We start from the raw sequence: 11,708 nt of genomic DNA on the forward strand, positions 1-11,708 counted from the left end.
GTTCAGGTAGGAAATGATGTGAGCAATCTTGGCCGGGTGAAAATAGGCGATAGAGTGACCGTCGAAACCCACCAGACCATCTCGGTCGAGGTCCAGCCCGGTCCAGGAGATACGATGAACATCGGCTCCGAATCGCAGACCAACGCCGTGCCGGGTGCAAAGCCTTCGATGGTACGCAGCATCGAGGGGATGTTGAAGACGAGGGTCGAATCCATTGACTACGATACCCGCATGATCTCCTTCAAAAACCGTGATGGCGTCCGGACGACCTATCACATCGGGCCGGAGGTGAAACGGTTCAACGAGATCCACCGCGGAGACATGCTGGTGGTGGAGTATTCTCAGACGATTACGTTGTCCGTGAAGTGACTAAGGACAATGAGGAGGCTCTCACGGTGTTCAAACCTGTTGTCGTAGTGTTGGCCCTCGTCGTATGTATGTTGTTCGCTCCTGGCAGAGGCCTGGCCGCTGATGCGCTTCCTACGAAAGAAGCTGTCGCATCCGCGCAATCTGTGACGGCCGGAACGGAAAAGAAGGAATCGCCATGGCTGGTCATGCCCACCTTCTCCTCGAACCCGAAGCTGGGCACGACGCTCGGTCTTATGGCTGCCTACATGCACTATTTCGACGAAAAGTCGCAGGTGTCCATGTTTGGCATGAACGGCATGTACACCTCGACGAATTCCGCGATCATCGGGGTCATAGCCAAAGCATCGTGGGGCGAGGACCATCACCGCCTTGTCATCGCCGCTCCGAACGGTCTGATCAAGAACGATTATAACGATTTTCTCGGAACGGGCAAACCGTTGAAGACCGAGGACAACCTCCACGCCCTGGTCGGTCGTTATCTCTATCGCGTGACGGGCGACTGGTTCGCAGGCTTACAGGGATTGAACACAAACTACCAGATCATCGGCCAGAATGCCTTGAACGAAGAGATGCTGCAGACGCTCGGACTCACCGGTTTCAAGGCGGGCGGCATCGGTCTGGCCGTCCTGCACGATTCCCGGGACATCGAGTTCAGCCCGACCCGGGGCTGGTATCTGAACATGAACAACATCGCCTACCGGGACTGGATCGCGGGCGACAATAATTTCGACGTGTACCGGTTGGACTTGCGGGTATTCTGGGAGCATTGGGACGGCCAAGTCCTTGCCGTCCGTCAGAGCAACCAATGGACCTTCGACGCGCCCCCGAGCGCTTATGCGCCTATCGTGCTGCGCGGCTACAAGATGGGTCAGTACCTGGGCAAATATATGTCGTCTGTCGAGGCAGAAGAGCGGGTGCAGTTAGCGAAGAACTGGCGCGCAACGGTCTTCGCGGGCGTCGGCTGTCTCTACGGAAACGGCCAGGACTGCAACGAGAGCGAGAACATCTATCCCAGCTACGGAGCGGGTATCCAGTATGTCATCAAGCCGAAGGAAGGGATGGTAGCGAACCTGGAGTACGCACAGGGCAAGAAGGACAACAACGGCATCTATTTGAAGTTCGGGTATGCGTACTGAAAGAGGACACAGCGGATGGCAAAGTATCTGATCACCCTTGCAGTACTCCTGACCCTGGCAAGCGGCCAGGTTGCGCTTTCCTCGGAACCTGCGAAGATTGTCGCAGACAGGGAAGCCGCGGTGCAGACCGAGTCCGTGAGGATCGACGGATCGGCACTGTTCCAGGTCCGGGGAATTTCTGCACATCCGGCCCGGGAGCGCGCGGCCGCCATCGCAGACAGGATCATAGCGCTTGCCGATGACCCGGAGCTGAAGGTCGATTCGATCGTTGCCGTCGAATCGGACCACAGCAGCGACATTATGGCCGGCGATCGGTTCATCATGTCCGTTTTTGACGCCGATGCAGAATTGGACAAGGTGCCACGCCAGATTCTAGCCAAAGTATATGTGACGAAGATTCGGGCAACCGTCGAGGCATACCGCCGGGACCGCGGTTCCCGGAATATCCTCCGGGGAGCCGCCTCTGCACTTGGTGCGACGCTCGGACTCATCGCGCTGGTCCTGCTCATTGACCGGGCCTTCCGCAGGCTCATTGCTGCGGTCGAAGTGAGATTCACTGCGAGGATCCGGGAGCTCCAGGCCATATCTCATGACATCGTCCGCACGGAATGGATATGGGGGATGATCCGGGGAAGCCTGAAGGCCGTCCGGGTCATCCTTATCCTGCTGGCCGTTTTTTTCTATATCAGTCTGGTCTTGAGCCTCTTCCCCTGGACGCGTACGTACGCCACACTCTTTCTTGACCTTGTTCTTGCACCGCTCGGCAGCATCGGCACTGCCGTCCTTGAATATCTACCGAAGCTCGTTTTTTTAATCATCCTGTTTTTTGTCGCTCGCTATGCCCTCAATCTCCTCCGGGCGTTCTTTCTTGGCGTCGAGCGGGGCACGATCAGGTTCTCGAGATTCGACGCAGAGTGGGCGATCCCGACGTACAAGATCGTAAGGCTTGCCGTCTTCGCCTTCACGGTGGTGGTGGCCTATCCCTATATCCCAGGCTCCGAGTCCCCGGCGTTCAAAGGCCTCTCGCTCTTTCTCGGGGTCATCGTGTCCTTAGGCTCTTCCTCGGCCATCTCGAATATTGTTGCCGGCTACATGCTCACGTATCGACGTGCGTACAAGCTCGGAGATCGGGTTAGGATCGGCGAGGTGATCGGCGATGTGGCTGAGATCAGGCTACAGGTCACCCATCTCCATACCGTGAAGAACGAGGAGATCATCGTACCCAACTCGACGATCCTCAATAGCCACGTCGTCAATTACAGTTCGCTCGCGCGCACCCGAGGTCTCATCCTGCACACCACGGTGGGGATCGGCTACGAGACGTCATGGCGCCAGGTCGACGCGATGTTGCGAATCGCGGCCGATAGAACGGCGGGGCTCCTCAAGGAGCCCGCACCGTTTGTGTTACAGACTTCGCTGGGAGATTTTTGCGTGACCTACGAGCTCAATGCCTACTCCAATGATGCGCACGGCATGGCTGCGCTGTATTCGGAGATGCACCGGAACATCCTGGACGTGTTCAACGAGTATGGCGTGCAGATCATGACCCCGGCCTACGAAGGCGACCCGGCGCAGGCCAAGGTCGTGCCCAAGGAACAGTGGTACCAACCGCCGGCTAAGCCGGATGACCAGACTGTAGACGGTTAGGGCAATCATGTACAAGGGACATCGGAAGGAGGGAACAAGATGTCAGAGATGAAAACAGCATACTTGAAGGTCCAGTATCTGGATGGGACCATGCAGCGGTTCGAGTATGCACGGGCGGAAGAAAAGACGAATGTAGCCGAGCGGATCAGGGAGATGCTCCAGACGGGGACGCTCGTTCTGCAGATACCGGGCCCGAATCGGCTCCTGGTTATCCCGTTCAGCAGCATCCGGAGCATCGAGGTCGTGCCTCCGCCGCCCAAAATGCCCGGTGTTGTCATCAAGATCGTACGGGAGATGGAACAGCCGTAATCCGTTCTTCTCTACGAAGAGCCCTGCTGCAACGACGTCTCTTAAGGCACGCGCAGCCATCCGGACCAGGTAGTTGGCTTTGCACATCCGGATCGGACTGAGGAAGCAGAACTTCGTAAGAGAGCCAGCTCTTTGCTCGACTGGTCGCACCGGTGAACTAAACATCGTTGATCGTTAAGACCGGTCTGGTGACCATGGCCATCGCGCACGAGGGTGAAGAGCATTAAGGAGGGCAATGAAAATGAATAACAGCGAGGAAGTGAAAAGGTTGGAAGAGGCCCGAAAGGGGAAGGTTCTTTGGAAGAAGTGGGGACCCTATCTCAGCGAGCGGCAGTGGGGGACCGTGCGCGAGGACTACAGCGAAGGCGGCGACGCCTGGAACTTCTTCACCCACGATCAGTCCCGCTCGCGCGCCTATCGCTGGGGCGAGGACGGCATCGCCGGCATTTCCGACGACAAGCAGCGGCTCTGCTTTGCTCTCGCCCTGTGGAACGGGAAGGACGCGATCCTGAAGGAGCGGCTCTTCGGCCTCACCAACAGCGAAGGCAACCACGGCGAGGACGTGAAGGAGTACTATTTTTATCTCGACAGCACGCCGACACACTCGTACATGAAGTATCTCTACAAGTACCCCCAGGCTGCCTATCCCTATGCTGAACTGGTGGAAACGAACAAGCGTCGCAACCGGAACGAGATGGAGTATGAGCTTCTCGACACCGGGGTCTTCAATGACGACCGGTACTTCGACGTCTTCGTTGAGTACGCCAAGGCCGGCGCAGAGGATATCCTCATCAAGATCACGGCCCACAACCGCGGGCCCGAGGCTGCGGAGCTGCATCTCCTGCCCACACTCTGGTTCCGCAACGACTGGGCTGACTGGATCACTCAATCCAACAGGGCTGCCGGGAAGCCGGATATCAGCCAGATCAAGTCACCCGCGGGCACGAGCGCGGCAAAGGCGACACATTCGCTGCTGGGTCAGTTCATCTTTTCCTGTGAAGGAGAAGTTCCGCTGCTTTTTACCGAGAACTCGACGAACTACGAAAGGCTCTTTCCCGGCCAGACGAGTGTCACCACGTACGTCAAGGACGGCATCAACGACTTCGTGGTCCTGGGCCGCAGGGAAACGGTGAACCCCGAAAAGACCGGTACAAAGGTAGCGGCACACTACCGGCAGGTCGTCGGTCCGGGTAAGTCGGCGACCGTGCGTCTGCGCCTGGCCGCCAACGGCGGTGCCGGGCCCTTCGGACCGGAGTTCGACGCCATCTTCGCGTCACGGCTCACGGAGGCGGACGAGTTCTACCGGTCCGTTACTCCGCCCTCGGTATCCCCGGACGCGGCCAACGTGATGCGCCAGGCCATCGCGGGCATGCTCTGGTCCAAGCAGTTCTTCTTCTTCGACGGCGACAGCTGGCTGGAGGAGCACAATTCCCATCCGCTCCATCACGGTTATCGGAACTCCCGGAACTCGGAGTGGTTTCATATGGTGAACCAGGATATCATCTCCATGCCCGACAAGTGGGAGTATCCCTGGTATGCGGCATGGGACCTTGCCTTCCACACCCTCCCGCTCTCCATTGTCGACCCCGACTTCGCGAAGGACCAGATGGAACTGATGTTGAAGAACGTTTACCTGCACCCTAACGGCCAGATGCCTGCCTATGAGTGGAATTTCAGCGACGTGAACCCGCCGGTACACGCCTTTGCGACGCTCTTCCTGCACCGCACCGAGCAGGCCCTGCGCGGCGAGACGGACATCGATTTTCTCAGGGCAACGTTCAACAAGCTGGTGCTGAACTTCACCTGGTGGGTGAACCGCAAGGACCGGTTCGGCAAGAACGTCTTCGAGGGAGGGTTCCTCGGACTGGACAACATCGGCGTCTTCGACCGCAGCGCCCCGCTGCCGACAGGCGGCCACCTCGAGCAGGCCGATGGCACTGCCTGGATGGCACTGTTCAGCCAGAACATGCTGGAACTCGCCATTGAGCTCGCCGCCCATGACCGGACCTACGAGGACATGGTCGTCAAGTTCGCGGAGCACTTCTACTATATCGCCGCTGCTATGAACCGTTCCGGCCAGGACGGCATGTGGGACGACGAGGATGGCTTCTACTACGACCTGCTGTGCCTCCCCGACGGAAGTGCCCAGAGGCTCAAGGTGCGCTCCATGGTCGGGCTCCTCCCCCTGTGCGCCACCACGGTCATCGAGAAATTGCAGCGGGAACGCATTCCGGGTGCGATGGAGCAGATCTTCATACGCATTGGTCGGATGCCTGAACTCGTGAAGACCATCCACCCCACGGGCCCCGGACATCTCGGCGTGGCGGACCGAGGGATCATGGCCCTGGTGAATCCGGATCGGCTGCGCCGGATACTCACGAAGATGCTCGACGAGAACGAGTTCCTGGGCCCCTACGGCATCCGCTCGCTCTCGAAGTTCCATGAGCAGCACCCCTTCGTGTTCCATGTGAACGGCCAGGAGCACCGTGTGGACTATTTGCCTGCCGAGTCGAACACCGGGATGTTCGGCGGCAACTCCAACTGGCGGGGACCGGTCTGGATGCCGGTGAATGCGATGATCATCCGGTCGCTGCTGAACTTCTACCTGTACTACGGGGATAACTTCAAGATCGAGTGTCCCACGGGGTCGGGCAAGATGATGAACCTCTTCGAGGTGAGCAAGGAGATTTCCGACCGGCTGGCCAATATCTTCCTCCGGGACAAAAAGGGCAAGCGGCCGGTGTACGGCGGGACAGAGAAGTTCCAGACCGATCCTCACTGGCGCGACCACATCCTCTTCTATGAATACTTCCACGGCGACAACGGCGCCGGTCTCGGCGCAAGCCATCAGACCGGCTGGACCGGGCTTGTGGCCGAGTTGATCCAGCTCTATGGCCTTCTGGATCCCAAAAAGGCCCTGGAAGGTGGCAAGGCGACCGTGTTCGCGAAGGGCGAACGCGTCGTTGGAAAGGTAAGGACATGAGAACATGGCCCAGACATCCCGTTATTTACGAGATCAACACCTGGGTCTGGCTGCGCGAGCTCAGCCTGAAATACCGGAAACCTGTGGATCTCGCCACGGTTCCCGAGCAGGAGTGGGGTGCCATCGCTCACGGCTTTGACGCCGTCTGGTTCATGGGGGTCTGGGAGCGGAGCCCTGCCGGCATCGGCATCTCCATGCGAAACAAAGGGCTCCTCGATGATTTCAAGAGAGCCCTCCCTGACTTTTCAGCGCAGGACAACGTCGGATCGCCCTACTGCGTGCGGCGCTATGTCGTGGCTCAGCACCTCGGAGGTCCGAAGGGATTGGCAGCAGCCCGGAAAGCTCTCGCACAGCGCGGCATTCGTCTCATCCTTGATCTTGTGCCGAACCATGTGGCACCGGACCACTCTTGGGTGAGCGAACATCCTGAATATTTCGTGCAGGGGAGCGCTGACGATGCGAGGAACGATCCGGAGTCTTTTATCGAGTCGGGCGGGAAGGTGTTTGCCTGCGGCCGGGACCCCTATTTCCCTGCCTGGCCCGATGTGCTCCAGCTCAATGCCTTTCAGCCGGGGCTGCGGCAGGCAATGATCGATACTGTTTCAAGCATTGCCGAACAGTGTGACGGCATCCGGTGCGACATGGCCATGCTCCTGCTGAACAATATCTTCGAACGCACCTGGGGGGCACGCGCAGGAGCAAAACCGGTCAGCGACTACTGGGCCGTGGTCATACCGGCGATCAAGAAGAAGTATCGGGAGTTCAGGTTCATCGCCGAGGCATACTGGGACCTCGAGTGGGAACTGCAGCAGCAGGGGTTCGACTACTGCTACGACAAGAAGCTCTACGACCGGATGGAACACGGGGATGCCGAGAATGTGCGTGAGCACCTTCTGGCGGATCCTTCTTACCAGCGCGGAATGGTCCGGTTCATCGAGAACCATGACGAGCCCCGGGCTGCTGCCGCGTTTCCGGACGCAAAAGGGCGCGCTGCGGCAGTTGTGGTCCTCACCCTCACCGGGGCAAAGCTGCTGCATGAGGGACAATTTGAGGGAAGGAAGAAGAGGCTGCCGGTCTTTCTGGGACGTCGCCCGGCAGAGCCCGTTGATCATGACCTCGCGGCCTTCTACGGACGCTTGTTGAAGGAGACCAATCGTGATATCTTTCTCAATGGTGAATGGCGCCTCTGTGAGCGGAGCGGCTGGGCCGACAACCAGAGCTTTCTGAGTATTCTGGCCTGGTGCTGGGCCAGTGACAAAGAACGTTGCCTCATCGTCATCAATTTCGGGCAGGAAACCTCCCAGGCGCGTGTCCAGATGCCGTGGGATGAACTGAGAGGAAAGACGTGGCGCCTCAGCGATGTGCTGTCCAACGAGACCTACGACCGAAGTGGGGACGAGATGCGCGATGCCGGACTGTACGTGGAAATGAAGCCGTGGCAATACCACGTGTTCAAACTGACTTGAATTGCAGGTGTTTGAGGTATGATTGTGTAGTCCTTGATAGCGTTACCGTTTCCCTGGAGAACGAAAACGTCTCCAACAAACTCTAAGAGGAGGATTATCGAAATGAAAAGTGTACGTCTACTGTCGTGTCATGAGGGAAAAAGGAAGAGTTTACAGGCTTCTCTGTTGCTGGTTGTGATGATGTTCGCATCGAGTCTTTCGATCGCGGCACAAGCCGACGATTATTCAAAGACGATCCAATTATATAAACAAGAGGAGTCTGTTCAGCCATTTTTCAAGAATGCTTACGGGTATGCGGTGTTTCCGGGCATTGGAAAAGGCGGCTTAGTCGTCGGAGGATCCTACGGCAACGGGCGAGTGTATCAGCGCGGCAAGATAGCCGGGACGGCATCCCTATTGGAGCTGTCGCTGGGCCTTCAGGCCGGCGGAGAGTCGTTCAGTGAGATCATCTTTTTCGAGAACAAGGCAGCCTATGATAATTTTACGAGCGGCAACTTCGCGTTCGACGCGGAGGCATCGAGCATTGCGATCGGCGCCGGTGTACAGGCAAAGGCCGGTAGTCAGGGAACTACCGCAGGAGCAAGTGCTGGTCAAAATATGGCACAGGCAGAGGCTAAATACAGCAAGGGCATGGCCGTTTTTGTGAAACAAAAAGGCGGCCTGATGCTCGAAGCGTCCATCGGCGGACAAAAGTTCAAGTTCACGCCAAAAAAGAAATAACACAACTGACAGCCGAAGCAGTATGGTCATGAGGAAGGACCAACAGGGATCAGCTCTTTTCGGGCTCACAAAAAACATACCGCGTCTGCTACACTTAGTTCAGAGGTTGTGATCTATTGTTCCAAAACCGGCTGTGATCTGCGGCAAGCGAACGATCTGGCCATTATGTGAATAAGGGAGGTCTCCATGCACAAACGGTTGGCAGTCCAGGCGATCGCAGCCCTTGTCCTGCTGTCGGGAGTACTGTACGCGCAGGACCAGCAAGACGTCGAAAAGACGCGGGCCGATATTCTCGCGAACAAGAAAAAGATCATGGCCACGACGCTTGAGCTTGGCGGACAGGAGGCCGATGCTTTCTGGCCGCTGTACGACGAATACCAGAATGCGCTCAGACCCGTGCATGATCGGTCGTCACGGCTGATTGCCGATTACCTCAGGGACTATGAGACGCTGACGGATGAACAGGCGAGGGTCCTGCTCCGCGAGTTCCTCGCTATCGAGCGGGAGCAGCTGAGGCTGAAAGAAGCCTACGTGAAGAAGTTCAGCGCCGTTCTTTCTCCGAAGAAGGTGGCCCGTTACTTCCAGCTCGAGAACAAGATCCAGTCAGTGATCGATTATGACCTTGCAAAAAAAATACCCGTCGTCCGGTGAAGAAGTTGCGGCCGACGCGGATAGATAGTGTCTTCGTCACCTAAAGCGGCGCAGTCGGGCAGACGCTGAACTGGCGGAAGGACATCCAGACACGACAGGAGGAGGGGGATATGCGAAGGACCGCAAGAGATTTCATCGTAGTGTTCATCCTGAGTCTCATCGCCGGCTGTGCAACGCCGCTCGTGGTCGATTATGACTACGATACTGCCTATGATTTCACAAAGCTCAAGACCTATGACTGGATACCGTCACCGCCCGGCAGCCAGATTGAGAACATGACCGAGAAGCGGCTCACGCAGGCCGTGAACACGCAACTTGGGGCCAAGGGATACGGCCAATCGAGCGAGTCCCCTGATTTCCTGATCTCACTGCAGGGGGTCAAGAAAACGGTAGAGTCGGGCTCAACGGCAGTCGGCGCTTCTGTCGGTATTCCCGTTGGCAGGGCGGGGACGATCTCCGTGGGTGGCGGGAAGAGCAAGCCTCGGGTCAAACAAGAGGGCACCCTTACCCTGGGCTTTCTGGATCGAACGACCAACACGCTCATCTGGCAGGGAACTGCCACGGCTGCGATCCAGCCGAAGAGTTCTCCTGAAGAGCAGCAGCAGCGCATCAACCAGGTGATCGCGGAACTCTTAAAGAACTTCCCGCCGCAGGTCAGGAAGTAGAGGGAAGGATACGAGGAAGGTTATTGATCATGAGAACGACGCGTCTGGTGGCATTTTCCGCAATGATTCTGGTGGCGGCTTTTACCCCGATTCCCGCGATGGCGACGAGTCTCGAGGTCACCCCCTTTGCCGGTTACACCTGGGGCGGCGAGTTCAATGATTCGGTGACAGGCGAAACTCTGAAGGTGGACGAGACGGCCAATTACGGTGTCATGGTGGACTTCAAACAGGACGAGCAGTCTCAGATCGAGCTGTATTTCAGCCGCCAGGCAACGCAATTGAAGGCGAACGAGAGGCTGTTCACGGGAAATCCCCTGTTTGATCTTGACATTGAGTATTTTCACGTCGGCGGGACTTATGGCATGGATTCCGGGAAGGTAAGGCCCTTTGTGGTGGGATCCCTCGGCGCCACACACATGGTCCCGAAGGGACCGGGGCTTGATGCGCTGACGAAGTTTTCCCTCAGTCTGGGAGGCGGCGTGAAGCTGTTCGCAACGGACCGTGTCGGTCTCAGGCTCGAGGGAAGGTGGTTCGGCACCTTGTTCAACGGGAGCGGCTCGGCCTTCTGCTCCTCAGGAGCATGTGCGATCAGTGTGCAGGGTGACCTGTTCTCGCAATTCACCACGAATGCGGGCGTCTTCATTACGTTCTGAACCGTTGCGGTACGGCAATCATGGGACTTGGCGTCCCCGGCCCCCGGGGTGATGGAATGAGCCGTAATCTGTCTGGATGCTTGCGAAGGAGGATAGACTTTGACGAGGAATGTTCGAGAACAGGAAATCGAGGAACTCAAGGCCGGGCTCGCGCGGCTGCGCGAGGAGATTGCGGCGCTCTCGGCCCGCGCCAGTGGGAACGCTGGGGGTGAGAACGGGGAAACAGGCCGGACCGAAGGCCAGAGAGAGGCGGGCAATGCTACCCGCAATGAGGCTGACGATCAATGGGCGGACGTCCGGAAGTCCTTCGATGATGTGCGCAACCGGGGCGAACAGCTCTTCAAAGACCTTGCCGCTCTCATAGAACGTCATCCCGTGGAGGCCGCGGCAACGGCATTCGGACTGGGATTCATCATCGCGAAACTGATGGGACAGGGGGGATACCGTGATAAAGGCCGTCATTGACATCTTCATAGCATTCTTGAATCTGATCGAGACGGAGGCCCGGGCGCTGCGCAGAATACTGGTGAACCTGGGCTGGGGGCTTGCCTTCATCGTCATCGCTGCGCTCCTGGTCCTTGTTTCGGCCGTCTTCTTCCTGTGGGGCCTTTACCTGTACTTTGCCGCGCTGTTGTCGCCCGTGACCGCTGCGTTCCTTGTGTCGCTTGCGGCCCTGGCGCTTGCCGCGATCGCCGGCTGGATCGCCTATCGACGGGTCCGTTGACGACGGACGGACCACGAGCTCGGTTGCGACGCGTTCTTGAGAAAAGATCGTTCAGTGATGGACAGTTCCAGGAGACAGCAGTGGAATCATTCCGATAAATAAGGAGGTAGTCGATGAGATCAATACGGTCAATAGCGGCAATACTTGTTCTGGTTGCAGGTCTTACCTGTGCAGCGCACGCGAAGGAGAATCAGAAAGGCGACAGACCCGGCGGCGCAGTCGTCGAGGCGTCGAGCATAACGGCAACGGTGGAATCAATCGACTATAAGGCCCGCACCGTGACCCTCAGGGGCCCGCATGGCGACCTCGTCAGTTTGAAGGTCGGAGAGGAGGCGAGGAATTTCAATCAGGTGAAAAAGGGCGACAAGGTCACGTTCGACTATTA

Annotated in this window: 13 protein-coding genes; all 13 read left to right on the forward strand. The window is 57.8% G+C overall.

Going from position 1 to position 11,708, the window contains the following annotated elements:
• Positions 1 to 369, forward strand: a 369-nt coding sequence (locus tag VL197_08430; GenBank protein ID HUJ18006.1) for a hypothetical protein, incomplete at its 5' end; no start/stop codon positions are given.
• 26 nt (positions 370 to 395) lie between these two features.
• Positions 396 to 1,505 (forward strand): hypothetical protein, encoded by a 1,110-nt coding sequence (locus tag VL197_08435; GenBank protein ID HUJ18007.1) that lies wholly within the window; start codon positions 396 to 398, stop codon positions 1,503 to 1,505.
• Between the two features lie 15 nt (positions 1,506 to 1,520).
• Entirely contained in the window at positions 1,521 to 3,152 is a 1,632-nt protein-coding gene (locus VL197_08440; GenBank protein ID HUJ18008.1) for a mechanosensitive ion channel family protein, read from the forward strand.
• Between the two features lie 39 nt (positions 3,153 to 3,191).
• A complete protein-coding gene (locus VL197_08445) occupies positions 3,192 to 3,461 on the forward strand; it encodes a hypothetical protein (GenBank protein ID HUJ18009.1) in 270 nt (89 codons plus the stop codon).
• Positions 3,462 to 3,702: 241 nt separating this feature from the next.
• Entirely contained in the window at positions 3,703 to 6,444 is a 2,742-nt protein-coding gene (locus VL197_08450; protein HUJ18010.1) for a glucosidase, read from the forward strand.
• Positions 6,441 to 7,910 (forward strand): alpha-amylase family glycosyl hydrolase, encoded by a 1,470-nt coding sequence (locus VL197_08455; GenBank protein ID HUJ18011.1) that lies wholly within the window; start codon positions 6,441 to 6,443, stop codon positions 7,908 to 7,910. The genes VL197_08450 and VL197_08455 overlap by 4 nt, the downstream gene beginning before the upstream one ends.
• A 102-nt stretch (positions 7,911 to 8,012) precedes the next feature.
• Complete coding sequence (locus tag VL197_08460; GenBank protein ID HUJ18012.1) at positions 8,013 to 8,630, forward strand: lipid-binding SYLF domain-containing protein; 618 nt, start codon at positions 8,013 to 8,015, stop codon at positions 8,628 to 8,630.
• Between the two features lie 186 nt (positions 8,631 to 8,816).
• A complete protein-coding gene (locus VL197_08465) occupies positions 8,817 to 9,281 on the forward strand; it encodes a hypothetical protein (protein HUJ18013.1) in 465 nt (154 codons plus the stop codon).
• 110 nt (positions 9,282 to 9,391) lie between these two features.
• Positions 9,392 to 9,946, forward strand: a complete 555-nt coding sequence (locus tag VL197_08470) for a DUF4136 domain-containing protein (GenBank protein ID HUJ18014.1) — start codon at positions 9,392 to 9,394, stop codon at positions 9,944 to 9,946.
• A 29-nt stretch (positions 9,947 to 9,975) separates the two neighbouring features.
• A complete protein-coding gene (locus VL197_08475) occupies positions 9,976 to 10,599 on the forward strand; it encodes a hypothetical protein (protein HUJ18015.1) in 624 nt (207 codons plus the stop codon).
• Between the two features lie 99 nt (positions 10,600 to 10,698).
• A complete protein-coding gene (locus tag VL197_08480) occupies positions 10,699 to 11,064 on the forward strand; it encodes a hypothetical protein (protein ID HUJ18016.1) in 366 nt (121 codons plus the stop codon).
• Entirely contained in the window at positions 11,045 to 11,323 is a 279-nt protein-coding gene (locus VL197_08485; GenBank protein ID HUJ18017.1) for a hypothetical protein, read from the forward strand. The genes VL197_08480 and VL197_08485 overlap by 20 nt, the downstream gene beginning before the upstream one ends.
• A gap of 113 nt (positions 11,324 to 11,436) precedes the next feature.
• On the forward strand, positions 11,437 to 11,708 hold a 272-nt coding region (locus tag VL197_08490; GenBank protein HUJ18018.1), incomplete at its 3' end, for a hypothetical protein.

This window comes from Nitrospirota bacterium (assembly GCA_035516965.1).
Lineage (GTDB): Bacteria > Nitrospirota > UBA9217 > UBA9217 > UBA9217 > MHEA01.